The sequence below is a fragment of the Pantoea sp. ABR1s genome (genome assembly GCF_057812235.1).
Map to the genome: position 1 here is coordinate 288,627 of NZ_JBSZSY010000004.1, position 25,492 is coordinate 314,118.

22 protein-coding genes are annotated in these 25,492 nt (G+C 53.4%); 9 read left to right on the forward strand and 13 right to left on the reverse strand.

What is annotated here, in order from left to right; genetic code table 11:
* The first annotated feature begins 24 nt into the window (after window positions 1-24).
* Entirely contained in the window at window positions 25-1,659 is a 1,635-nt protein-coding gene (locus ACXKZD_RS22510) for a sensor histidine kinase (protein ID WP_029519181.1), read from the forward strand.
* Entirely contained in the window at window positions 1,656-2,375 is a 720-nt protein-coding gene (gene dcuR, locus ACXKZD_RS22515) for a two-component system response regulator DcuR (protein WP_009093030.1), read from the forward strand. The genes ACXKZD_RS22510 and dcuR overlap by 4 nt, the downstream gene beginning before the upstream one ends.
* Here dcuR and ACXKZD_RS22520 read toward each other — a convergent pair.
* Together ACXKZD_RS22520 and ACXKZD_RS22525 are read right to left on the reverse strand one after the other, a co-directional pair.
* Window positions 2,369-3,331, reverse strand: a complete 963-nt coding sequence (locus ACXKZD_RS22520) for an FAD:protein FMN transferase (RefSeq protein WP_488982254.1) — start codon at window positions 3,329-3,331, stop codon at window positions 2,369-2,371. The two genes, dcuR and ACXKZD_RS22520, sit on opposite strands and share 7 nt — an antisense overlap.
* A gap of 63 nt (window positions 3,332-3,394) precedes the next feature.
* Window positions 3,395-6,175, reverse strand: a complete 2,781-nt coding sequence (locus tag ACXKZD_RS22525; protein WP_031592419.1) for a flavocytochrome c — start codon at window positions 6,173-6,175, stop codon at window positions 3,395-3,397.
* A 588-nt stretch (window positions 6,176-6,763) separates the two neighbouring features.
* Between ACXKZD_RS22525 and ACXKZD_RS22530 the strand changes: the two genes are divergently transcribed.
* Together ACXKZD_RS22530 and fumA are read left to right on the forward strand one after the other, a co-directional pair.
* Window positions 6,764-8,272, forward strand: coding sequence for an anion permease (locus ACXKZD_RS22530; RefSeq protein WP_010247273.1), 1,509 nt, complete (start codon window positions 6,764-6,766; stop codon window positions 8,270-8,272).
* A gap of 156 nt (window positions 8,273-8,428) precedes the next feature.
* A complete protein-coding gene (fumA, locus tag ACXKZD_RS22535; protein WP_010670309.1) occupies window positions 8,429-10,075 on the forward strand; it encodes a class I fumarate hydratase FumA in 1,647 nt (548 codons plus the stop codon).
* A 154-nt stretch (window positions 10,076-10,229) separates the two neighbouring features.
* Here fumA and ACXKZD_RS22540 read toward each other — a convergent pair whose 3' ends face one another.
* From ACXKZD_RS22540 to ACXKZD_RS22560, 5 genes are all read right to left on the reverse strand, one after another.
* Window positions 10,230-10,661, reverse strand: a complete 432-nt coding sequence (locus ACXKZD_RS22540; protein ID WP_050679380.1) for a hypothetical protein — start codon at window positions 10,659-10,661, stop codon at window positions 10,230-10,232.
* Window positions 10,658-11,026 (reverse strand): DUF2778 domain-containing protein, encoded by a 369-nt coding sequence (locus tag ACXKZD_RS22545; RefSeq protein WP_033768483.1) that lies wholly within the window; start codon window positions 11,024-11,026, stop codon window positions 10,658-10,660. The genes ACXKZD_RS22540 and ACXKZD_RS22545 overlap by 4 nt, the downstream gene beginning before the upstream one ends.
* Window positions 11,027-11,036: 10 nt before the next feature.
* Window positions 11,037-11,528 (reverse strand): type VI secretion system tube protein TssD, encoded by a 492-nt coding sequence (tssD, locus tag ACXKZD_RS22550; protein WP_050679381.1) that lies wholly within the window; start codon window positions 11,526-11,528, stop codon window positions 11,037-11,039.
* A 997-nt stretch (window positions 11,529-12,525) separates the two neighbouring features.
* Entirely contained in the window at window positions 12,526-13,182 is a 657-nt protein-coding gene (locus tag ACXKZD_RS22555) for an NAD(P)H-binding protein (RefSeq protein WP_488982255.1), read from the reverse strand.
* A gap of 88 nt (window positions 13,183-13,270) precedes the next feature.
* Complete coding sequence (locus ACXKZD_RS22560) at window positions 13,271-14,338, reverse strand: SDR family oxidoreductase (protein ID WP_050679383.1); 1,068 nt, start codon at window positions 14,336-14,338, stop codon at window positions 13,271-13,273.
* A 100-nt stretch (window positions 14,339-14,438) separates the two neighbouring features.
* Between ACXKZD_RS22560 and ACXKZD_RS22565 the strand changes: the two genes are divergently transcribed.
* The 4 genes from ACXKZD_RS22565 to iolG all read left to right on the forward strand — a co-directional run bounded on the left by ACXKZD_RS22565 (window position 14,439) and on the right by iolG (window position 19,058).
* Window positions 14,439-15,341, forward strand: coding sequence for a LysR family transcriptional regulator (locus tag ACXKZD_RS22565; RefSeq protein ID WP_287060670.1), 903 nt, complete (start codon window positions 14,439-14,441; stop codon window positions 15,339-15,341).
* A 321-nt stretch (window positions 15,342-15,662) separates the two neighbouring features.
* Entirely contained in the window at window positions 15,663-17,111 is a 1,449-nt protein-coding gene (locus ACXKZD_RS22570; protein WP_010670306.1) for a sugar porter family MFS transporter, read from the forward strand.
* A gap of 99 nt (window positions 17,112-17,210) precedes the next feature.
* Window positions 17,211-18,038 (forward strand): TIM barrel protein, encoded by an 828-nt coding sequence (locus ACXKZD_RS22575; RefSeq protein ID WP_488982256.1) that lies wholly within the window; start codon window positions 17,211-17,213, stop codon window positions 18,036-18,038.
* Between the two features lie 9 nt (window positions 18,039-18,047).
* Entirely contained in the window at window positions 18,048-19,058 is a 1,011-nt protein-coding gene (iolG, locus tag ACXKZD_RS22580; protein WP_010247281.1) for a bifunctional inositol 2-dehydrogenase/D-chiro-inositol 1-dehydrogenase, read from the forward strand.
* Between the two features lie 158 nt (window positions 19,059-19,216).
* Here the strand turns inward: iolG and yfiB are convergent, their stop codons facing one another.
* From yfiB to ACXKZD_RS22600, 4 genes are all read right to left on the reverse strand, one after another.
* Complete coding sequence (yfiB, locus tag ACXKZD_RS22585; protein WP_050679385.1) at window positions 19,217-19,690, reverse strand: outer membrane lipoprotein YfiB; 474 nt, start codon at window positions 19,688-19,690, stop codon at window positions 19,217-19,219.
* 2 nt (window positions 19,691-19,692) lie between these two features.
* Window positions 19,693-20,901, reverse strand: coding sequence for a diguanylate cyclase DgcN/YfiN (gene dgcN, locus ACXKZD_RS22590; protein ID WP_488982257.1), 1,209 nt, complete (start codon window positions 20,899-20,901; stop codon window positions 19,693-19,695).
* A 1-nt stretch (window position 20,902) separates the two neighbouring features.
* Entirely contained in the window at window positions 20,903-21,463 is a 561-nt protein-coding gene (gene yfiR / locus ACXKZD_RS22595; protein ID WP_010670301.1) for a regulatory sequestration protein YfiR, read from the reverse strand.
* Window positions 21,464-21,610: 147 nt separating this feature from the next.
* Window positions 21,611-22,516, reverse strand: coding sequence for a LysR family transcriptional regulator (locus ACXKZD_RS22600; RefSeq protein WP_050679387.1), 906 nt, complete (start codon window positions 22,514-22,516; stop codon window positions 21,611-21,613).
* Window positions 22,517-22,895: 379 nt separating this feature from the next.
* Here ACXKZD_RS22600 and ACXKZD_RS22605 point away from each other — a divergent pair, with 379 nt between their 5' ends.
* Entirely contained in the window at window positions 22,896-23,189 is a 294-nt protein-coding gene (locus tag ACXKZD_RS22605) for a DUF1330 domain-containing protein (RefSeq protein ID WP_010670299.1), read from the forward strand.
* Between the two features lie 252 nt (window positions 23,190-23,441).
* Here the strand turns inward: ACXKZD_RS22605 and ACXKZD_RS22610 are convergent, their stop codons facing one another.
* Window positions 23,442-24,800: a heavy metal sensor histidine kinase gene (locus ACXKZD_RS22610; protein WP_340278745.1), complete on the reverse strand. Its 1,359-nt coding sequence runs from the start codon at window positions 24,798-24,800 to the stop codon at window positions 23,442-23,444.
* Entirely contained in the window at window positions 24,793-25,473 is a 681-nt protein-coding gene (gene hprR / locus ACXKZD_RS22615; RefSeq protein WP_488982258.1) for a response regulator transcription factor HprR, read from the reverse strand. Before hprR ends, ACXKZD_RS22610 begins: the two co-directional genes overlap by 8 nt.
* Between the last annotated feature and the right edge of the window lie 19 nt (window positions 25,474-25,492).

Below are 25,492 nucleotides of genomic sequence, written 5' to 3' on the forward strand. Positions count from 1 at the left end.
ATCTCCCACCCGTGCTGAACGCCAATGACAAGCCAACCACAGAACCGACATGCCGTGACTAAACGACCCATGAAACTCAGTACCCTGACCACCCTGATGATGACCGCGGTTATCGTCACCGTGCTGCTCGCTGTCCATCTGCTCTATTTTGTGCAGATCGATAACTTTGCTCAGTCGCATCTTAAAGATAAGGCGATGGCAGTGGCACGCACTCTGGCAGACAGCCCTGAAGTGCAGCGTGGGTTACTGTTACCGGATGGCAGCAGCCAGATTCAGCCACTGGCTGAAGCCGCGCGCAAACGCAACGGCCTGCTGTTTGTGGTGGTGACGGATATGCGTGGCATTCGCTTTTCACACCCGAACGCGGCGGTGATTGGCAAACATTTTGTCGGCAACGATATCTATCCGGCCCTCAGCGGGCGGGAAAATGTGGCGGTAAATCACGGCGTGCTGGTAGAGGCACTGCGGGTATTTACCCCGGTCTATAACGCAGAGCATCAGCAGATTGGCGTGGTGGCAATCGGCATCGCACTAAATGATGTGGCGGCGCAGATTGCCAAAAGCCGCTGGAACATTGTCTGGACTGTCTTATTTGGCGGCCTGGTGGGTCTGCTGGGGATTCTTATTCTGGTCAGGCGCCTGAAGAGCATATTGCTCGGGCTGGAGCCGCACGAAATTTCCAGCCTGTTCGAGCAGCGTCAGGCGATCCTCAATTCTATTAAAGAGGGTGTGATTGCGGTCGATGATGAGTCACGCGTCAGCCTGATTAACCACGCGGCACAGCAGCTACTGCATGAGACCACCCGCAAGATGCCATTAAGCGGCGATCTGATTGCTGAAGAGAGCGTAATGCACCGCCATCAGCAGGATGCGCTGCATGCGGGCAAAGCCTGGCACGATCAGGAGCTGACGCTGGGTAATCGCATCCTGATCAGCAATACCGTGCCGGTTCGCAGTCGTGACCGCATTATCGGCGCGGTGACCACCTTCAGGGACAAGACCGAGATCAGCCAGCTGATGCAGCGTCTGGACGGCATGGTAAACTATGTAGACGCGTTACGTGAACGGTCCCATGAGTTCATGAATAAGCTGCATGTCATTCTGGGCCTGCTGCATATGAAAAACTATGCGCAGATGGAAGAGTACATCCTGAAAACCGCCAACGCCTATCAGACGGAGATTGGTTCGCTGCTGCAAAAGATCAAATCGCCCATCATTGCGGGTTTCCTGCTCAGCAAAATCAACCGGGTGACCGATGAAGGCCATCAGCTGATTATCGATGAGGCGAGTTTTCTGCCCGACTGCGGCAGCGAGGAGCAGAGCGCGGTACTGATTACGGTGCTGGGCAATTTAATTGAAAATGCGCTTGAGGCGCTGGATCCGGAAACCGAAGGGGAGATCCACCTCATGCTGCATTATCAGAATGGCTGGTTAGCCTGTGAAGTGAGTGATGACGGACCCGGGATCGACGGTACGCAGCTCAGCGCCATTTTTGAGCGTGGCGTCTCGTCAAAAGGCGAAGATCGCGGTGTCGGATTGTTTCTGGTTAAGCAGCAGACCGAAAGCCTGGGCGGCAGTGTCAGTGTCGAGTCGGAACCGGGTGTATTCACCCAATTCTTAGTACAACTTCCGTGGGAGAGAGGAATGATTACCCAATGATCAATGTGTTAGTTGTCGATGATGACGCCATGGTAGCCGAGCTGAATCGCTGTTATATCGGGCAGATCCCAGGCTTTACCTGCTGCGGCACCGCCTCAACCTTACAGCAGGCCAAAGAGCGGCTGGCGCAGGCCGAACCTCAGGTTGATCTGATCCTGCTGGATATCTATATGCAGCAGGAGAACGGTCTCGACCTGTTGCCGGAACTGCGCAGCGCAGGACGTCCGGTTGACGTGATTATTATCTCGTCAGCAGCAGATGCCGCCACCATCAAAACCTCACTCAACTACGGTGTGGTGGATTATCTGATCAAGCCTTTCCAGTTTGCCCGCTTTGAAGAGGCGCTGACTGGCTGGCGACAGAAAAAATCGCTGATGGATAATCATCAGTTCTATCAGCAGTCGGACGTTGATCAGTTGTTGCATGGCAATCCGCCGGGGGCCAGCGAGCAGAAGCGACTGCCGAAAGGATTAACACCGCAGACCTTGCGCACCCTGTGTCTGTGGATCGACGCCCACCCGGGTACCGAGTTCTCCACCGACGAACTGGCAACCGAGGTGAATATCTCCCGCGTCTCCTGCCGCAAGTATCTGATCTGGCTGGCGCAGATTAATATCCTGTTCACCAGTATTCATTATGGGGTTACGGGCCGTCCGGTTTATCGCTATCGCCTGCAGCCGGAGTATCACACTTTACTCAAACAATATTGTCAGTGAACCAGCCGGTAATCGGTGTCCAGTAACTGAAAAGAAAAGTGACGTTGTGACGAGCAGATCACCTGCCTGTCACGGGTCACAAACATCGCTTCAATGCCCGGTTGCTCCGCCAGGCAGGCAATGCCCTGTTCAACGCCGAGGCCGTAAAGCAGCGTGGTGTAGATGTCGCCATCCAGTGAACGGTCAGAGATCACGGTGACGCTCAGCAGGTCGTTATCCAGCGGATAACCGCTACGCGGGTCGAGGATGTGGTGATAACAGACGCCATCCAGCTCGAAATAACGCTCATAGATACCGGATGTCACCACCGAGCGATTATTCACCCCGATCACCCCGATCAGCTCATCGGCCTCACCAAATGGTTTTTTCAGGCCGATTGCCCAGCCCGCCTCTTCTGGCGGCGCACCCACCGTCTGCACATTTCCGCCCAGATTAATCAGCGCACTGCTGACCTGCTGCTGGCGCAAGAATGCCTGCACAACATCGGCGATATAGCCCTTGGCGATGGCGCCCAGATCAATCTCCATCCCCGGCCGGGCCAGCATGACACTGCGGCTTGCGTTATCAAGAATAACGTCATGCGGATTCGTCAGCGCCATGCGCGCCTGAAGTTCTGTCTCTGATGGAACACGGTGGCCCTGAAAGCCGATTTTCCAGCACTTCACCAGCGGGCCGATAGCCAGATTAAACAGGCTGTCGGGCAGCAGGCTCACCGCATGCGCGCAGGCGATCAGGTCAAACACCGGCTGACTCACGACCACCGGATGCTGCCCTGCCGCGTGATTAATCGCCATCACTTCCGACGCCCCGCGGTTAACCGTGAAGAGATTCTCCTGCTGTTTAATCAGGCGGAAGACCTGTCCGGCCAGGGTCTGATTATCGTCGAAGAGTTTGAGCAGGATGGGTGAACCCATTAAGACAGCGGAGTAAGCATAGACACGCGCATCAGTTAACATAGGCGACTCTGCTTGAAAAAGAAAAGAGCGGCATCCGCAGAGCGCGGATGCCGGAGACGACCCTTAACGTCGGGCGTAAGCGGCGGCGTTACCACCGGCCAGAATGCCGAAGATAATGATATCGGCGACTGCGTTACCGCCGATGCGGTTCGCGCCGTGAATGCCGCCAACCACTTCGCCACAGGCCCAGGCGCCGTTAATCACCTGTTTCTGGCTGTCCAGCACCGCGGTGGTGGTGTCAATGGTGACGCCGCCCATGGTGTGGTGTACGCCCGGTGCAACACGAATCGCGTAGAATGGCGCTTCACTCAGAGGATGACGCAGCGCGGTCTGGCGACCGAAGTCTTCATCTTTCTGCATGATAACGAAGTTGTTGTAACGGGCCAGCGTGGCTTCCAGCGTATGATGCTCACTCATGTTGAGCTTCACCGCCAGTTCCGCCACGGTTGGCGCGCTGACCACAAAGCCTTTGGCGATATATTCGTCAGCCGCTTTGTTATTCATCCGCACCTGCTCGTCAAACACAATCCAGGCACTCTTCTCTGGCAAGGCGATAATCTGCGCCGAGACTTTATCGCGGGTTTCCATTTCGTTGTAGAAGCGCTCACCCGCCTGACTGACCAGGATAGCACCGCCGCCACGAATGGATTCGGAGACCAGATAAGAGGTGGTCTGTTCAACCGTTGGGTGAATCTGGATTTCGCCCATATCCACGGTACCGGCACCAATTTTTTCCAGCATGGCAATACCGCTGCCGGTGGCGCCTTTGTGGTTGGTGGTGACAAAGCCATCGAGTTCAGGGCGATATTTCACTACCAGTTCACGGTTCGCACTGAATCCGCCGGTCGCCACAATCACGCTTTTCGCGTTCAGGATACGGCTGTCGTTGTACTCATCGACCACTCTCACACCCGCTACCGCGCCGTTCTCATAGAGGATTTCTGAGACTGAGGTTTCAAGCAGGACTTCGATGTTGCGGCTGTTGATGTTTTTAACCAGACCGCTGATCAGGAAGCCACCCACCGCTGAACGATCCGCCGGACGGTGGGTACGATCGATGCTCATCCCGCCGGTGATGGTGATGTCGTTAAGCTCAATGCCGTGATTCGCCAGCCACTCAATCGCCTCCGGCGCCAGCTCTACAAACTCACGCAGCAGCACCGGATTATTTTTAAACTGACCGCCTTTCAGCGTCTCCTCGTAGAACAGCTCTTTGCTGTCTTCGATGCCTTTGAGTTTCTGGAAACGGGTTTCCGCGGCGTTCATGCCCACTGAAGCTTTAATGGTGTTACCGCCGATGGTCGGCATCTTCTCGATGATGACCACGCGCGCACCTTCATCGTGCGCCTGAATCGCCGCCGCAAGACCGGCGCCGCCGCTGCCCACAATTACCACATCGTAATTCTGCGGTGCGTTAGGGTTGCCGCCCTCTTCAATCACATGCTCTTTGCTGGAGGTGGTCAGCGCGCGTGAAACCGCTTTTTTCAGCGCCTCACTCTGGGTAGTCGCCCCGGTAATCGCATCGACGTGTGGGCTGTTGGCTACCAGGATGCGGCTACGCAGGCTTTCAAAGGTGGTGGTGAAGTCCACATCCAGGGTGTCATCCGGCACCAGCGAGATGTCGGTGATACGGTCAGTATCCAGCGTGACGTTGATTTTCAGTTTCAGCGCTTCGGCTTCGACTTTTTCCTGATAGACGCCCGCTTTGTATTTACGGCCCGATTCACTCATGTCGCGGATCATCGCATCGACCAGGGAGAAGCGCCACAGCGGTTCCGGGATCTGCAGCTCTTCACGTTTGTTGCTGTCGATGTAGAGATCGAGGTGTTCGTTATTGATGATGCGGTCAGCCCAGTTCGGGTAAGCGATGCAGGCTTTACCAATCGCCACCAGATCGTAGCCTTTCTCCAACGCCAGCTCGGCATCGGCTTTATTGACGACGCCGCCAACGCCAATCACCGGCACTTTTGCCAGCACAGGCGAACGCATCGCGACGAATTTCTCAATCAGCGGCGTCGGGTCCTGGGTATCGACAATTGACGGACGCAGCAGCTGGCCTACTGAGAAATGGACGTAATCGAGTCCGCGCGCCGCCAGTTTTTCCAGCAGATAGAGCGTGTCGTCAAAGCGAATGCCGGGCACTTCGATCTCTTCCGGCGAGAAGCGATAGCCGATGATGAAAGAGTTATGGGCGAAGCGCTCGGCCATCTTGTGGGTGATTTCCAGCACTTCCAGCGGGAAGCGTGCGCGGTTATCGCGGCTGCCGCCCCACTTGTCATCGCGCTGGTTAGAGTTCGGCGAATAGAACTGCTGAATCAGGTAGGTGTTAGCACCATGAATTTCGACGCCATCGAAACCGGCCTTGATAGCGCGGTTCACCGCATCACCAAATTTGGTGATCATGGTTTCAACTTCTTCGGCGCTCAGCGCCAGGGGTTTGGTTGCCCCTTCACGCGGCGCTGCGATGGCGCTTGGCGCAACCGGCGTTTTGCCGCCAATCAGCTCCGGCTCCACCATACGGCCGCCGTGATAGATCTGCAAAATGGCCGTAGAGCCTTCAGATTTAATCGCGTCCGCAATGCGTTTCAGACCAGGGATTTTGTTGTCGCTGTCGATAGCAATGGCACCCGGAAATGCCGGGCCACGGTTGTCAATGAAGCAGCATTCAACGATCACGGTTCCGATGCTGCCTGCACGTGCGCGATAGTACTCGACCAGCTCACTGGTGACCGTACCGTCATAAAAGCCGGTACAGGTGGTCATCGGTGCCATTACCAGTCGGTTTTTCAACACAGCGCCATTAGGCAGGGTCAGTGGATTAAGGATAGGGGTGAGAGATTTCATTGCGATAAACTCCAAGATTTAAAAGTCTGGAAATTTTTTAGCGGACGCAAATTATCGCTTAATTAAGTGGTCCGATGTCATGAGACTAATATACCCTTTTCTTTGCTTTCATAAGCGATAAATTTACTTTTTTAACTTTTAAATGATTTAGAGTTTTTATTTGCCGAATGCATAAAGTGAAGTTATATTAATTGTTAACCATGGGTAACCAAAAATCAACCATTCGTTTACATAAAAAATAAATCGTTTATCATCATGCAATTAAAGCAAGGCATTCAGTTTACGTGAGCTGGTGATTTGTCGACCAGCTTCACAGAACCGTCAAAATTTCGATGCCGTAAATATAAATAAAAAATAAATGTTAAAAATGGGGAATAATGAATTAATTTCTTTGATCTGGATCAAAATCTATATTTGCAAAAATCGCATCATATTTACATGGATTTAAAAATGCAGCTCAATAGCTAAGCAGTCGATTAAAAAATCAGTGCATCGCGGTTTATTCACACTATTAAGAATAAGAAAGAAAGTCATCAGTGAAGGTCCGGGGCGCAAATCGCATTCTTCTTAACTTGCAGATAAAATACTATGAAACCACTCTCAGCTGTAACTGAACCCCCAAAAGTCGCACCTGCGGCGCCGGGTAAAAAGAAAGCTATCATGCTTGCTCTGCCGGTACTCGTTGCCGTGTTGCTGTTGCTGGTGCCCACACCAGCCGGACTCGAACCCTACGCCTGGCACTTCTTCGCCATCTTCGTCGGCGTGATTGTCGGATTGATCTTTGAACCCCTGCCAGGCGCGGTGATCGGCCTGACCGGCGTGGTAGTCATCGCGCTGTTCAGCCAGTTTCTGCTCTTCAGCCCGGCTGAACTGGCTAACCCGAAATTCAAAGTCGCCAGTGAGTCGTTCAAATGGGCGGTCAGTGGGTTCGGCAACTCCACGGTCTGGCTGATCTTCGGTGCCTTTATGTTCGCCGCAGGTTATGACAAAACCCAGTTTGGTCGCCGCCTGGCCCTGATTCTGGTGAAGTATCTGGGTCGCCGCAGTCTGACGCTGGGTTATGCTATTACCTTTGCTGACCTGCTTCTTGCGCCCTTTACGCCGTCAAACACCGCGCGCAGTGGCGGTACCATCTACCCGATTATCGCCAACCTGCCGCCGCTTTACGGCTCTAAACCTAACGACCCGAGCGCCCGAAAAATCGGTTCCTATCTGATGTGGGTAGCGATTACCGCGGCCTGTATTACCAGTTCCATGTTCCTCTCTGCGCTGGCACCTAACCTGCTGGCACTGGCACTGGTAAAAAGCATCGTCGGTTTTGATATCTCATGGGGCATGTGGTTCCTGGCCTTCCTGCCGCTGGGTGTGCTGCTGATTCTGACCATGCCGCTGCTGGCTTACTGGTTCTATCCACCTGAAGTTAAAATCAATGATGAAGTGCCGAAATGGGCCATCGCTGAACTGGAAAAACTGGGCAGACTGACCCGCAATGAAATCCTGCTGCTGGTGTTTGTGGTCTGCGCCCTGCTGATGTGGATTTTCGCCACCTCGTGGATCGAACCTGCCATGGCGGCGCTGCTGGTGGTCGTTCTGATGTTGTGGACCGGCGTACTGACCTGGAATGACATCACCAGTAATAAACCGGCCTGGAACACCTTTGCCTGGTTCGCCACCCTGGTGGCACTGGCCGATGGTCTGGCCCGCGTCGGCTTTATTACCTGGTTAGGTAAAGAGGGTGGCATGCTGCTGCAGGGTTATGACCCGCAGGTTTCGGCCGTGGTGCTGTTAATCGCCTTCTTCCTGCTGCACTACCTGTTTGCCAGTACAACCGCACACACCACCGCGCTGTTACCGGCCATGCTGACCATTGCAGCCTCCATTCCGGGCATCAATATGCCGGTCTTCTGCCTGATGTTATGTACCTCCCTGGGTGTGATGGGCATCATCACACCATACGGCACTGGTCCAAGCCCGATTTACTACGGCAGCGGTTATCTGCCTACCAAAGACTACTGGCGTCTGGGAACCATCTTCGGTGCCATCTTCTTAGGCTCCATGATGCTGATTGCCTATCCGTGGATGGTGTGGTTGTTCTGACGGATACAACATGCAGATCAACGCGTTATAAGATACCATTCCTGCACTTCCCCACCGCATCCGCGGTGGGGAAGCATAATAAACAATTAATTCGCCTATGATGTTGCGCCCCGCAGCCTGTCCGCGGAGGTTCAGCCGGTCATTAAGTGAGAAAAAATGTCGAACAAGCCTTTTGTCTATCAGAACCCTTTCCCGCTGTCCCACGAAGATACCGAATACTATCTGCTGAGTCGTGAGCATGTCTCCGTCTCCGAGTTTGAGGGTCAGGAGATCCTTAAAGTCGATCCGCAGGCACTAACGTTACTGAGCCAGCAGGCGTTCCACGACGCCTCTTTTATGCTGCGTCCGGCCCACCAGCAGCAGGTCGCCTCCATCCTTGATGACCCGGAAGCCAGCGACAATGATAAATATGTCGCCCTGCAGTTTTTAAGGAACTCTGAAATTGCCGCCAAAGGCGTGCTGCCAACCTGTCAGGATACCGGCACCGCGATCATCATGGGCAAAAAGGGCCAGCGCGTCTGGACCGGCGGCGGTGATGAAGCTGCGCTGTCACAGGGTATCTACAACACCTATATCGAAGATAACCTGCGCTATTCGCAGAATGCAGCCCTGGATATGTATAAAGAGGTGAATACCGGCACTAACCTGCCAGCGCAGATCGACCTCTACAGCGTGGATGGCGATGAGTACAAGTTCCTCTGTATCGCCAAAGGTGGCGGTTCCGCCAATAAAACCTATCTCTATCAGGAAACCAAAGCGCTGCTGAGTCCGGGCAAGCTGAAAAATTACCTGGTAGATAAGATGCGTACCCTCGGCACCGCGGCCTGTCCGCCCTACCATATTGCGTTTGTCATTGGCGGCACCTCGGCAGAAAGCACACTGAAAACCGTGAAGCTCGCCTCAACTCACTATTACGACGGGCTGCCCACTGAAGGCAACGAGCACGGTCAGGCGTTCCGCGACGTTCAGCTGGAGCAGGAACTGCTGGAAGCGGCGCAGCAGCTCGGTCTGGGTGCGCAGTTTGGCGGCAAATATTTTGCGCACGATATCCGCGTGGTGCGTCTTCCACGTCACGGCGCCTCCTGCCCGATCGGCATGGGCGTCTCCTGCTCGGCTGACCGTAACATCAAAGCGAAGATTAACCGTGAAGGTATCTGGATTGAGAAACTGGAAGCCAACCCAGGCCGCCTGATCCCGGAAGCACTGCGTCAGCAGGGCGAAGGTGAAGCGTTGCAGGTTGATCTCAACCGCCCAATGGAAGAGATTCTGGCGCAACTGTCTGCTTATCCGGTTTCAACCCGCCTGTCACTGACCGGCACTATTATCGTGGCGCGCGATATTGCACATGCAAAACTCAAAGAGCGCATCGATAACGGCGAAGGATTACCACAGTACATCAAAGATCATCCGGTCTATTACGCTGGCCCGGCGAAGACGCCTGACGGTTATGCTTCTGGTTCACTCGGCCCGACCACTGCCGGTCGTATGGATTCCTACGTGGATCTGCTTCAGGCACACGGCGGAAGTAAGATCATGCTGGCCAAGGGCAATCGCAGCCAGCAGGTGACGGATGCCTGTCATAAACATGGCGGCTTCTATCTCGGCAGCATTGGTGGACCGGCAGCGGTGCTGGCGCAGCAGAGCATTAAAAGTCTGGAATGCGTGGAGTATCCCGAGCTGGGAATGGAAGCGATCTGGAAAATCGAGGTGGAGAACTTCCCTGCCTTTATCCTGGTCGATGACAAAGGTAACGATTTCTTCCAGCACATTGAGCGCGCGCACTGCGCGAAATGCGTTAAGTAACGAAAAAGACCTTTAATCGAACAGCCTCCGAAAGGCAGGACGCAGGAGATTTTAAAAATTTCCCCGGCTAATCAATTTCAGGTTGGCCGGGGAACCCAACATAAATTCGCAACTCTTTTATCTGACAACTTATCCCGGGATAGCTAACCCCCCTTCAGAACTCACGGGAAAGTGTCAAATATCCGTTGAATCGGACAGAGCACTCATCGTTATTTAGTATACTGGAGACAATATATACATTTTTTGCGCCTTTCAGGTTGGTATAGGTGTATTTAACCGTCAGGTTCATTGCGCCGTTATTGTGGTAAATATCGAAGTAATCTTTGAGCAAGAGACCTTTACCTGTTTTAGCGTCTTTATGCGCAAACTGATGCGCTAACGCATCAGAAACGAGGGAAAGATTTAGCACTTCAACTATTGTTTTATCTCGCTCAATCCCATTAACACCTTCTTTGGTTATAGCAGATAAGAGCATCTCCTCGGCATAATGACCCCGAGCGGCGCATTCACTGCCAGGTGTATCTGCTGTGTAACCAGCGAACGGTAACAGGGCCAGGGCCAGACTCAGCACATAATGATTAATCACCGCACCACCTCCAGAATTGCGCCGTAATCTTTACTAACCAGTAAGCGTGTTGATGGTCCCATAATTATGCAGCCAGCAGAGGCAAAACCTCTGATGCCGTGGCGTTTGTCTCCGTGCATCCTGAATGTACCCATATCACGATCATAAGCGTTGACGCTGAGCGGAACCAGGGTAATTGTGAGCGGGCCTTTGCTGGTTCCGGCACTGCCGATTCTCCAGGTTCCTCGCGGGATTGGACCCATACCACGAACCTGCTCGCGGTCAGGATTATTTTTGTTTGTAAGAATACCAGAGTAGCCTGTTTCAATTAACTTGCCATCGCGATATAACTCACCCGTACTTTGTTTATAAATCCATTTAGCCATTGTGATTTCCTTATGCTGTTTTCTGCTCTTCCAGGCTATCGGTGTATTTAATATTGCCGTCTGTATAATGCCAGTCTATTAGTTCATAACGCAGCCCGACATGCTCTACGTGACCGTGCCTTTCAAAATCCGGGTCTTTGGTATCGAACATAACCGTCACGACGTGACAAACCTTCACATTCTCGAGTTTCGTTACGAAATACTTCTCTTCCTGACCGTTGTAATTGATGCGGTAGAAGCTGAACACCGCTTTTGCTAGCGTTTCCCCTGTTGTTAGCGCTTTATACAATTGCGGCGATGCGCTATCAATAGTTTTTTCAAAAGTATAAGCCTCATGTTGCCGCGTGCCTGTCACTGCACCTGTTGTGTCGTCCGTGGGAATAAATAAATTATGCTGCATCCCAGTTACCTCAATGCTTCCTTCGCGTTCAGTGACATCGACAGAGCCTTTTATTAACTTCCCTTCTTCATCGTAAAGCCACAGATATACTGGTATAGCCATTTAACACACTCCTTTGTCATATGAAGAGTGATAGTATCCTCCGCCTGCACTCCCATTATGAAATGCTGAATGATATTTAATTAATGGCAATCAATAAAAACGCATATATTTCTCCCTTTTCGGTCTGCTCACGCATCCTATCTTTGCCCTCAGGACACCCTCTTTTATTGTAATCTGAACTTAACCGGGCTGAAGCTAATGAGACGCAGACTGATGCGTTCAGAGTTATAGTGGGGAGCCCAGTGTCTATGACCTTCCTCTGCACAACTAATACTATCTGACTCCTCCAGAATGAAGTCCAGGGATTAAAGCGTGACGAAAAAGCTTTCAGCTATCGCGTTATTAAAGCAGTTTCACTTACACGAAGGACTCTGCACCACATATGCTGACCGAAGCTTTTAATGATAAGTTGTCATCTGGATCTGCAACCGCAGATTGATATGAAGCACAGGTGAATCAGCCGCTGATAGCCGCGTAAATGCCTTGACTGACATTTATTAACTCGCGCCCTGGCGGGAATTTCTGAACGACTTTCGGACATGACTTCAGTACTGAAGGGGTAAATTATCGGAGAGAGTTGACGCTTTTCGCCGCTAACATAAAATACAGCTACCTCATTGCCCTCTTTTGATTAACGCTGCCACCGGTGCAGTCACGCTGTAAAATGCCTACGACCGGCCATTTTCATGAGCGATATTTTCAGACGGGATAACTACATGGCGTATCATCGGCGTTCAGCCTTCAATTTGGCATTTGGCTGTTTTTCAGATAAATAATTGATGAGTAACGGCGTGGGATTAACAGGCTAATAATGAGCAGAGATTCGGCGACCAACAACCTTGCGCCAACGCCATAACGGGCAGCAGTTTCACGTTAGCCATCCCTCTTATTCCGGGTAATGTCTGACTACCGTAAAACGTAATTCAGGAAAAGAGCCTGACCTCTTCCCTGAACTGCATATGAATAAGTTGAGTTTCCAACTTTTTGAGGCAGATTTTTAGCCCCGCTGCAACCGCTGCAACGCCACATCAATCTGCACATCACCTTTGGTGAGTTCGATGATCTGATACTTAATTGCCGGATTTTCAATCAGGCCGACCAGTGTCGCCGCCACATCTTCGCGCGGGATCTCACCATACGGAATCGCCAGATCGGCATGAACCCGACCGGTACCGCCTTCATCGGTCAGCGTACCCGGTCGCAGGATCACCCACTCCAGCTTACTCGCTACCAGCTCCGCATCCGCCAGACGCTTCACCCGCATGTAATTCTCAAATCCCTCTGAGGGAGTTTTACCGCGGCCCGCATCCGGGAAAGCGGAAACCAGCATAAAGCGTGATACTCCCGCCTGCTCTGCTGCGGCAACCGCCAGCTTCAGCCCTTCTCCGTCAATGGCATTGGTCAGCTCGATCCCGGCACCGCCCGCACCCGCCGTGAAGGCAGCCACATCGTGACCGGTCATCAGATCTGCCAGTGCCGTCACGCTCAGCTGCTGAATATCGCCAGCCACTGGTTTGGAACCTGCGGCCTGCAGCGTCTCTGCCTGTTCCGGTTTGCGATGCAGCGCCGTTACTGTATGGCCTTTACTGCTCAGCTGACGGGTCAGCTTTTGGCCCACTTTGCCCGCTGCGCCGATAATGAAACATGTCGCCATAGAATCCAATCCTCCATTTACTGATTGAGTGCCAGAGTATAGCTAGCAGCCTGAAACAAAACAGGCGCCTGATGCGGCGCCTGCTGGGTTATTGCGGGATCACTTTTTCCGCTTTCAGCTTATCAAACAGCTGAGTAAAGGAGTCAAGCGTGCTGCGATAGCCGGTGAAGCCCGCTTTACGGCTCTTACTCATATCGGTAAAGGCTTCCATCGGACGTCCCAGGTCGGCATCGGTATGCCACCAGGAAGCCAGTCTGGTGACATCAGATTCACGCAACTGATGCTGCTCTGCAATCGCCTGCCATGCACTGGCGGCTTCCTGCATGCGATCTTCCAGCGGCATCATCTGCGCCGGGTATTCCGCTGCTTCAATGCCGAAATAGTCAGCCAGTTTTGGCCACATCCAGTTCCAGCGGAACACATCGCCGTTTACCGCATTGAAATCCTGATTAGCGGCATTAGGTGAGGTCGCCGCCCAGTGCAGCTGCTCAGCCAGCAGGCCCGCATCGGTCATATCAACGACACCGTTCCACTGCTCGGGTGAGCCAGGGAAGATAAACGGCCAGCCTTTCTCTTTACACAGCGTTGCGTAGACCGCCAGCGTCTGACCCATATTCATCGCATTGCCCACGGCATAACCGATGATGGTGTGCGGGCGATGCACACTCCAGCGGTAGTCATACTTCTCTGCACCAGCGAACACTTCATCTTCCTGCGCGTAGTAGAAGTTATCGACTGGCTGACGGCCCTGCTCTTCACGGAACGGCGTGACTGGCACAGCGCCTTTGCCGTAAGCTTCAAACGGACCCAGGTAGTGCTTCAGTCCGGTTACCAGCGCCACGTGCGAACCCTGTAAACGGTCGCCGAGTGCTTCAATCACATTCCGCACCATGCCGCCGTTAACTCGGATATTCTCTTTTTCATTTTCCTGACGCGCCCAGACGCTAAAGAACAGCGCATCCGGTTTCACTGTTTTCAGCGCGTCACGGACGGCATCCGCATCGGTCAGATCGGCCGTCAGGCTGGTAACACCTTCAGGTACCGCGCCACGTCCACGTGACAGACCGCTGACCTGCCAGCCTTCCTGCTGTAATTTATCTGCCAGTGCGCGACCAATAACGCCACTGATGCCCACAATCAAAGCATGCTTTTTCATTTGATTTCTCCTCGTTTTGCGTAATGCTAAGCCTAATAGAGAATTCAGTTCTTATCACTGGCATTTATTCACAGCATTCTCAACCTGAGTTCATTAATCGATGCACGATCATCGCCTCAAAGATATTCTGCCGTTTGTTGCCAGCGTAGAGTCTGGCAGTTTTACCGCCGCTGCGGAGCGTCTGCACGTGACGGGATCGGCGGTCAGTAAAAGCGTCAGCCGCCTGGAGACGCGATTAGGTTCGCGACTGCTGGAGCGCACCACACGGAGCCTGCACCTCACCGACGCGGGCAGCGCCTATTACCAGACCTGCCTGCGCATTCTGGAGGATCTGGCCGAAGCCGAAGCGGTGCTGGCGGCACAGCGAACCATTCCTTCCGGTCGCCTGCGCCTGGCGGTGCCCACCACCTATGGCCGCCTCAATGTGATGCCGCTGCTGATGCCCTTTTGTCAGCAACACCCGGAACTGGCTCTGAGCCTGAGTTTTTCTGACCGCTTTGTTGACCTGTTTGAAGAGGGCGTGGATGTGGCGGTACGGATCGGCGGCGCGCCCGACCTGCCTGCTTCGCTGGGCTGGCGTAATATGGGCCGCGAGCAGATGCAGTTCTGTGCCTCACCCGCTTATCTGGCACGTGAAGGACGACCTGAAGATGAGGTGGCGCTGCTGAACCACCGCGCCATCCTTTATGAGCGTGTAGACGGCAGCACCAAACCCTGGCTGTTCACCACCGAAGATGGTCAGCCGCACTGGCGCGAGGTGCCGTACCGGCTGGCACTGGGCGACGTTGATGCCCAGCTGCAGGCTGTCATCGCCGGGCTGGGCGTGGCACAAATGCCCTCGTGGCTGATTCAGCATGCCGTGAAACAGGGCGACCTGGAGATAATTTTGCCGCAGTTGCAGCCCGAGGGGCTGACGCTGAGCGTGGTGTGGCCACGCCGTAAACAGTTCCTGCCTAAGGTCGATGCGCTGTTATCGGCGCTCACCGCGCTGGAAATCCGCTAACCCGCCCTGCTATCTGTTTATCGCGGTTGGGATGTTTCATCCTGACCGCGATCATTTACTCTTTCCAGCCGCTGATTTCCCGCTGTTCCGCCCTGCCTGAACCGCCGGTAACTTATCAACCTCACCTATAACCCGCTTAAATTTAATGTTTTTATTTTTGCTCTGATGGAATCCCATCAAAATAAAAATGGCGGAAGGGTTGAGCTCACATAATGAAAACTAAGTTTCAAATATAATTTAACCCGAAATAAAAATATCAGTAGGGTGATGTCTTCTTCATGTTCTGACGTTTTGTCTTTGCCGTTATTACCAGGAGTATTCATGGAAAAAGAACTTTATATCTCGTCGAACCCGGCATCCGGTCCAAATAGCACCACCCGCACCGAGCCTTTTGTGAAGATTATTGCGCTGGTCGCCACCCTGGGTGGATTGCTGTTTGGTTATGACACCGGTGTAGTCTCAGGCGCATTACTGTTTATGCGCGGCGATTTGCATCTCACCCCATTTACTACCGGGCTGGTCACCAGCTCCCTGCTGTTTGGTGCAGCCTTCGGCGCGCTGGCAGCCGGTCATCTGGCGGATGGCCTCGGCAGACGACGCATTATCATTGCGCTGGCGCTTATCTTCGCTTTTGGCGCTGTCGGCTCGGCGCTGGCGCCTGATGTCACCTGGATGATCGCTTCTCGCCTGTTCCTGGGCTTTGCCGTGGGGGGTGCTGCCGCGACCGTGCCGGTCTACATCGCAGAAATCGCCCCCGCCAACAAACGTGGCCAACTGGTCACACTACAGGAGCTGATGATCGTCAGCGGTCAGCTGCTGGCGTACATCTCCAACGCCACCTTTAACGATATCTGGGGCGGCGAAAATACCTGGCGCTGGATGCTGGCGCTGTCGATTGTCCCTGCTGTTCTGCTCTGGATCGGCATGATTTTTATGCCTGAAACCCCGCGCTGGCACGTAATGAAAGGCCGCAGTCAGGCAGCGCGCGAGGTCCTGGAAAAAACCCGTGCCGCCGAAGATGTCGAGTGGGAGCTGGAAGAGATTGAGGAAACCATTGAAGAGAACCGTCAGCGTGGCAAAGGCCGCCTGCGCGATCTCGCCACACCCTGGCTGATGAAAATCTTCCTGCTGGGCGTGGGTATTGCCGCCATCCAGCAGCTGACCGGGGTGAATACCATTATGTATTACGCCCCCACCATGCTGACCGCCGCCGGACTGAGCAACGATGCCGCGCTGTTCGCCACCATCGCCAATGGCGTGATCTCCGTGGTGATGACGCTGGCGGGTATCTGGCTAATCGGCAAAGTGGGACGCCGTCCGCTGGTGTTAATCGGACAGATGGGCTGCACCTGCTGCCTGTTCTTTATCGGGCTGGTCTGCTGGTTGATGCCGGAATACCTCAACGGCACGGTCAACCTGCTGCGGGCTTATCTGGTGCTGGCGGGAATGCTGATGTTTCTCTGCTTCCAGCAGGGCGCATTGTCACCCGTTACCTGGCTGCTGCTGTCGGAAATCTTCCCCGCCCGGATGCGTGGCATCTGTATGGGTGGCGCTGTCTTCTCACTGTGGATCGCCAATTTCGCCATCTCCATGGCCTTCCCGCTGTTATTAGCCGCATTTGGTCTGGCCGGAGCCTTCTTTATATTCGCGGCTATCGGCATCGGCGGTTCTGTTTTTGTTGTGAAGTTTATTCCCGAGACCCGGGGAAGAAGTCTTGAGCAGGTCGAGCACTATTTCTATGCGCTTTATAACGGCAACGGCAAAAAATAGTGCCTGAAACGTCCGTATTGAATAACTCACGGCCAGTGTCATTACGCTGACTACCCGATTGCTATTAACACTGTACCCCCTACATTCAAGGAAATTATTATGAGCCTGAATATTCCCAACGCGCGCTTTTGCATCAACCGTAAAATTGCGCCCAGCCTCACCCTTCCGCAGTTCTTTAAACTGGTCAGCCAGCTCGGTATCCATAATGTCGAACTGCGTAATGATATGCCCAGCGGCCGCGTCACCGACGATCTCAGCGGCGACGAGGTAAAAGCTCTGGCGCGTGAGTCAGGCATCCGGATTGTGACCATCAATGCGCTCTATCCCTTTAATCAGCTGAATGAAGAGGTGCTGCAACGCACCCGCCAGCTGTTAAGTGATGCGCAGGCGGTCGGCGCTGAATCGCTGGTGCTCTGCCCGCTTAATGACGGCACGCCAATCAGCGCTGACGACACCGTAAGCGCGCTGAAAACCCTGGCCCCGCTGTTCGCTGAGGCAGGTATTCAGGGGCTGGTGGAACCGCTGGGCTTCCCACAAAGCTCGCTGCGTTCAGCAACTCAGGCTCAGACGCTGATCCATGAAGCGGGTGTGCCATTCAGATTGCTGATCGATACCTTCCATCATCATCTGTTTGAAGATGCGGAACAGACTTTCGAACAGGAGATCGATATTCAGCAGATCGGTCTGGTTCACCTTTCCGGCGTCACCGACCCGCGCCCGGTTAATCAGCTAACCGACGAAGAACGCATCATGCTCAGCGCGGACGACCGCTTGCGCAGCAAGCAGCAGGTCGAGCGACTGGAGAAAATGGGTTACACCGGCCTTTACGCCTTTGAGCCGTTCTCCTCAGTGATGAACAGCTGGCAGGAAGCGGACATTGCCCGCGAAATTCGCGACAGCATCCAGCTGTTAAACCACTCAGCTTAAGGAATTATCATGACTATTAATATTGGCGTCATCGGCACCGGCGCAATCGGTCGCGAACACATCCGCCGTTGCAGCACCGTGTTACAGAATGCGCGCGTGGTGGCGCTTAACGATATCAACCGTGAAAACTGCCAGCAAATCGTTAACGAGCTGACGCCGGAAGCGCGTATTTATGACAATGCTATCGATCTGATTAACGATCCGCAGGTCAATGCGGTGCTGGTCACCTCCTGGGGCCCGACGCATGAAGCCTTTGTGCTGGCCTGCATTGAGGCGGGTAAAGCGGTGTTCTGCGAAAAACCGCTGGCGGTCACCGCGCAGGGCTGCATGAACATTGTGGAAGCAGAAATTAAGGCAGGACGTCAGCTGGTGCAGGTCGGGTTTATGCGCCCTTATGACAGCGGCTATCGCGCGCTAAAAGCGGTGATCGACAGCGGCGAAATTGGCGAGCCTTTGATGCTGCACTGCGCACACCGCAACCCGGAAGTGGGCGACAGCTACACCACCGACATGGCGATCACCGACACCCTGATCCACGAACTCGATGTGCTGCGCTGGCTGCTGGATGATGATTATGCCAGCGTGCAGGTGATCTTCCCGCGTAAAACCCGTAAGGCGTCGTCACATCTGCGCGATCCGCAAATCGTGCTGCTTGAGACGACCAAAGGGGCGCGCATTGATGTCGAAATCTTCGTGAACTGTGAATATGGTTACGACATTCAGTGTGAAGTGGTGGGTGAAAGCGGCATTGCTCGTCTGCCGGAGCCAGTCTCTGTGCAGCTACGCAGCGCGGCTAAGCTCTCCACCACCATTCTGACTGACTGGAAAAAGCGTTTTATCGATGCGTATGACGTGGAGTTGCAGGCATTTATCAACAACGTCATCAGCGGTGAGATGACCGGTCCCTCCGCCTGGGATGGTTACGCCGCCGCGGTGGCCGCTGATGCCTGCGTCGCGGCCCAGACTTCCGGTGAAATTGTGCCGGTCAGTATGCCAGCAAGACCGGCGTTTTATCGCTGATAGCAACACTGCACGGCGGCTTCCGCCGTGCATTTTCCTCTGCGTTTCATCTTTTCCAGCGGCTCTTCACGCATCATCGGTAACCGGATAAAGCCCCCAGGCAGGATATTGAGTCATACCGGCCTGAGCGTGCAGCACTGCTCACTGCTAACTCATTATCACGGCGCAGTAATCACAATTGCCACACGCCGATTTTGCGCGCGTCCCTGTGCACTATTGTTACTGGTAACCGGTGCACTCATGCCTAATCCACGTGTGATAATATTTTCGCGCGGTATAGCAGCCCCTTCCGCCCACTGTGACGCGACTGCGTTAGCTCTTTTTAGCGACAGCTGTTGGTTATAATCCGGTTTGCCGTAATTATCGGTGTGCCCGTCAATTCGCACATGCTTAATACCGGTCGACGCCAGGTTTTTTGCCATCCCCTGAATGTTACTTTTGCTGGAGGGTGTAAGTTCTGATTCGTTTACACCAAACAGGATCTTGTCTGATAAGCCTAATCCCCAGCCTTCCATATTTTGAGTGAATCCCGCACGCTTCATCGCTGCGATCTGCGCCTCACTAAAACGTTCTTTAGACTGACAACCGACCAGCGCCAAAATAAGCAGCATCAGGGAAATATTTTTTTTCATCTTTAAGCCTTATTTGTTCGCTTATTTTTGTACATATTCATGTCAGCGCGTTCGAGAATAGACTCAACCGTATCGCCGCGTTGTGACCAGGCGTAGCCAATGGTAACCGAGGTATTTATCGGCGTACCTTCTGCAAGGATGATTTTTTCCATGATGAGGTCATGGATGTCCTGCATGAGTTGCTGTAATTGCTCCTCACTGACCTGACTGCTCACCAGCATGGCAAATTCATCCCCACCTAACCGGGCGACTAGATCCTGTTCAGATGCCAGTGATAACAGCCGTGCTGCTATCGCTTTTAATACCTCATCCCCGGCGGCATGGCCCCAGTTATCGTTGATGCTTTTAAAGCGATCGCCATCAAGAAAGAGTAAGGCAAAACGCTCCTCAGCATATTGCTGGTCGAGAAGCCGCGAAAGGTGAGCAGCAAACGCGCTGCGGTTTGCAAGACCGGTTAACGGGTCCTCCAGCGCTTTGGCTGCCAGCGAGCGATTATCCCGCATAAGCGAAGCCTTCAGCGATTGCATTTCCCTCAGCAACGAATTCAGATCATCTGAAAATAGCTGAAACTCACTCGTCGTGCTCTCCGGTATACGCAAGGAAAAATCACCGGAATGAATCACATAGTGAATCGAGCTGGTAATGTTGCGCAGTGTAGCGAGCATACCCCGATGCAGAAATTCACTCAGCAAAAGGGAGATAATCAGTATACATAGCATACCGCTGGTCAGAATCATGAAGGAGTATCGAATGAAACTCACCGCGCCGGTCACGGTGCCTTCCAGCGTTAATGTACCGACAGCAACGTCAGAGTGAATGATACTGACGTTAAGCGGTTTAAGATAAATCCACTCACGTAATAACCGCGAATACCAGCCCGTCTGCTCCTGCTGAGCATGCCAGTTGACCAGAACAATTTGATCTTTAGTGACCAGTTTCGCAGACGCGTACATCCCTTCATTGCCGAGCCGTGCAATTTTATTGTGCGCATCGTAACTGTCGGAAAAAACGGTCGCAGCGGTTAGCGTGGTGCTGAGGGTTGCGCCGATTAATTCAAGGTTTCGCTTCTCGTAATTTTTAATAAATAGCAGCGACGTCGAGGAGAGCAACAGCCAGCACAACAGTAATATCACCGCAGCGTTGATGGTGCTTATTTTTCGCAGTTTATTGCGTATCGATGATTTGTCATTTCTTATTTTATCGAATTTCATTTTATTCGCTTCTCTCGCGGGACAGCAAAAGCACGTCCGGACTCACCCTGACACCGCTTCTGGCAAGCGAATCAAGGTTAACGGAAAAAAGCGTGTGGCCCGGATGAAAAATCAGGCAAAACGCGGCGCCCCGCGTGCAATCCGCATTGTTCTCCGCGAGGGTAAGGACGGCTCTGCCCTTAAACTGCTGAATCAGGTCCACCTGCTGTTGTGACGTTTGATCGCCGAAATAGACGGCGTCGCATCTGTGCGACGGCAGGTCGCCTGCGCTGGCAAGATAAACAACGGTGAATGTGGCTGCCGCAGAGGAGGCATTGTCCGGCAAGGAGAGATGCCGGGCTGAAGAAAAAATACATAATTGAGGCGGTTGTTTTAAGCCCGTCCACTGGGTGAAGCTGATAATACCACTGACGATATCATTGGCTTTGCCATCTTTTATTTCGGCACTGGCAATATGAGGAATAAGCAGCAGCAAAATAAGTCCCGTATAAACGAGTTTGCAGATGTGGCGTATGAAAAGCAGCACATCGACGTCATGATGAATTTGATATTTATCGATCATACTGCGTTCCCAAAAATTCTACGCATGGCAGGACGCTTTAATAAGCGCGGAAATATTAGCATAGCGGTGATTAAATTTGTACTTCTGGTTTGGTTTGCCACATACCCTGTTGTTGTACTTTTATCTGGCGTAAGAATCACTGTGCTATCAGTCAAAATAAGGTTTTAAAATTTCTTCGGTCCAGTGCATAAAGGCTCTGACACGCCGCGACAGATTTCGTCGGTGCGCGACAACAAAAGAGGCACTGAGCGGCTCAGGACACAGATCGGTAAGGACTTCAACCAGCGCACCGCGCTCAATATAGGGCGCCAGCGTGGAGTAACCGCCCTGAATCAAGCCCAGCCCGGCCAGTCCCGCCTCATGATAGGCCGGTACGCTATTTACCCTTATGGCGCCGGGTAACATCAGCAATTGATAGCCGTCATCCGCCGGATACTCCCAGCCATCTGGCTTCGAACCAAAGCTCCGCTGGTAATGGACCATCTGGTGTCCCTGACTGAGAAGGTCATCAATCGTCTGCGGTATCCCAAAGCGCGCCAGATAGCTGGGACTGGCGGCATTAATCATGCGTAGTTTCCCCAGCGGGCGAGCAATAAGCGTGTCATCAACGATTGGCCCCAGACGAATAACACAATCAAACCCTTCATGAACTAAATCAACGCGCCGATCGGTACTTGAAAGCTCGATCTCCAGTTCAGGGTGTGCCTCCAGCAACTGAGGCAGCGCGGGGATCACCACGCCTTGTGCCAGCACGGCTGGCATATCAACGCGTATTCTTCCCCGCAGTGACATCCCCTCGTGAGAGAACATGGACTGTAACTCTTCGGCTTCCGATAGCAGATCGCGTGCGCGTGAATAAAAAGCCCGTCCATCTTCCGTTAATTGCACTGTTCGCGTGGTGCGATGCAGAAGCGTCGCGCCTGTCTCCCTTTCGAGTTCGCGCACCACTAATGAGGCGCGTCCTTTCTGAATACCCAGGCTTTCAGCTGCCTGAGTAAAACTCTTCATTTCCGCCACGCGTGCAAAAATAATCAGCGCCTCAAGGTTTTTCATTGTTCCCCTTAGGAGTAACAGTGCGTTAATTCTTACGTTATTTATCACCATATTAATGGGTAATAGACTGCTTTCACACCGCGGATATTGCAGAACGCGATCTGAACGTTATGACGGGGAATCGTCTCTCTGAAGGCTTAACGCCGTTGCGAACTGCCATGCAGGTTTATGTACATAAGCACCGGCTCAGATCACTGCCGATTCCGCGGCAAACATGGCTCAGAGTACCGGGAAGCACTCAGTGAAAAGGTGGTTACTCACCACTCAATCCGTTGACCCGAAGGAAGAGTTGAAAGCTTAACCCCCATTCCGGGTTTGGTGCACGCCAGTCGCGCTGCCTTACGCTGGATTTTACCCCCTGTCAGGAAGGAAAAGAGAAATGAACAAAGGTTATTTAATCGCTCACGTGACCGTATCGGACCCTGTCGCATACGCTGACTATGCCAGAGCTGCAGGCGAAGCCATGCAGGCGTTTAATCCGAAGATCGTTGCCTGGTCAGGGCAGTATGAAAATCTGGAGGGAGAGGCGCATGAACGGCATGTGGTATTTGAGTTCGAATCTTTTGCCGAAGCCAAAGGTTTTTATGAAAGCCCTGCGTATCAGGCTGCCAGGCTGTTGCGTGCAGGGGCTGCGCACGGGACGTTTGTGCTGGTTGAAGGGGCAAGCCTTTAAACACTTCACCGTCATGTGCCGATGCTGACTCCAGCGAACCAGGCTCCCGCAGGATGTCATCAGCATGCAAAGTGGTGCCTGAATTAACCGGAGAACGCGGCGTTTAATGTTCTGTGAATTGATGCTATGCCGGTAAGGTAACGTGCAACAGGCAAGGGGGTGACTGTGTCTGACTTTATGACTTCCGCAGATCGCTTCCATCCTCTTCTGCTTTCATTAAAGCAGCACGGATGAGGTTTTTCTTACAGACGCTCACTTTCGGGGCAGGCGCAGGCCAAAGATATTGTGCCCGTTCTCATGCCGGTAGTAAGCACTTCCGCCATGTAAAGCGGCGATGGCGCGTACCAGCGACAGTCCCAGCCCGGTTCCGACCGTATGACGGACGTTATCGCCCCGCCAGAAGCGTTCAAATAATTTTTCAGGCTCCTCCAGCGCTTCGCCCGCGTTCAACACCTCAATCTCAACGTAGTCAGCGTGATGACAGGTACTGACCTGAATCGTGTCTTTTTCTGGCGAATAACGAATGGCATTGATCAACAGATTACTCATCGCACGCTGGAACAGCATTTTATCCGCGGTGAGGCTGCCTTCGGCGCTCAGCTCAATGAGCTTCTCCTGCTCTTCCGCAACCGGTTCAAGAAAGTCGATCAGCACTTCCAGCGCGTCCTGCAGCAGGAAGTCCTGTTTATTGAGTCTGATATTGTGGTGCGTGGCGCGAGCCAGAAAGAGAATGTTTTCAGTGAGACGCGACAGACTCTCCAGCTCTTCAATGTTGCCTTCGAGCAGCGTCTGATATTCAGCGGCTGAGCGTTCATGACCCAGCGCGACCTGATTCTGGCCCAGTAACACATTAATGGGCGTGCGGATTTCGTGGGCCAGATCGTCGGCAAACTGGGTCAGACGGATAAAGTCCGTGGATAAGCGCTGACGCATAGCGTTAAGCGCATTGCCAATCGGTAGGAGCTCCTGCGGGATAGCCTGAAGCGGCACGGCCTGATTTAACCGGTCACTGGCCGTTTCTGCCACGATCTTACTTAACCGGCCGATCGCCCTTAGCCCTCTGCGAATCAACAGCGGACTGACTGCGGCGCACAGCAATATGGCCGCCAGTGAAACCAGAATGCTTTGCTGGCGATAACGCTCCAGCATCAGTGCTCGCTCCCGCGCGACCCGGGCAAGCGTAATGGTTACCGGCCCGAGCGAGGAGTTTGCCTGCAGGCTTAACGCCGACGCTTCCGTCTTGTCCGCATTGATCCAGCGGTGCAGCTGTTTCTCACTGGGTGGCGTACTGACCGGCGTGGGCGAGATCGCGGGCAACGTTATCCCGGTATGATTAATACTGACGTTTTGCTCATGCTGCGAGCGGATGCTGAGAATGTCCTGATGGATATCGACCATCCGATTGAAGTAGAGCGGCAGCGAGCTGGGATGGGCACCATCTTCAAGCAGTTGTCTTAACTGCGCCGCCCGATTAATCAGCGTTTGATCGTCCCGCCAGACCAGTTCACTGCGTAACGCTTTATACAGAATCAGGCTGATGCCGCCACAGGCCATCGCCATGATCAGCGTAAAAATTGCCGTCAGCCGCAGCGTCAGAGAAGGGCTAGTCACCCTCGCCTCCTTTTTCTGACAGGCAATATCCCATGCCCCTTACCGTAGTGATGAGCTTTTTAGGAAAGGGGTCGTCGACTTTACGGCGCAGGCGGCGGATAGCAACATCGACGATATTGGTTTCACTGTCGAAATTAACGCCCCATATTTCGCTGGCCAGCAGCGTCCGCGGCAGAATCTCACCGTGACGGCTGGCGAGCAGCCATAACAGCATGAACTCTTTGCGCGTCAGTGCAAGAGTGACACCGTCACGCAGAACCTGAAAGCGCGCTGAGTCCAGCACCAGATCGCCCACCCGTAGTACGCTACTCTGCGGCTGCTGCTGCCGTAGCTGATTTCTTACCCGAGCAAGCAACTCCGCAAAAGAGAACGGCTTAACCAGGTAATCATTGGCCCCCAGTTCCAGCCCTTTCACCCGATCATCCACCGAGTCTCTGGCGGTCAGGCAAATCACCGGAATCTGACTGGCGGTACGCAGGGTTTTCAGCACCTGCCACCCATCCATCCCCGGCAGCATAATATCCAGTATCACCAGGCTGTAGGGATGTGACAGCCCCAGATGCAGGCCATCCCGGCCGTCTGCGGCGTAATCCACGATATAGCCCGCTTCTTCCAGCCCCTTACGCACCCAGGCGCTCGCCTTCTGGTTATCTTCGATCAGCAATAGTTTCATCGGCGCAGTTTGCCATGAA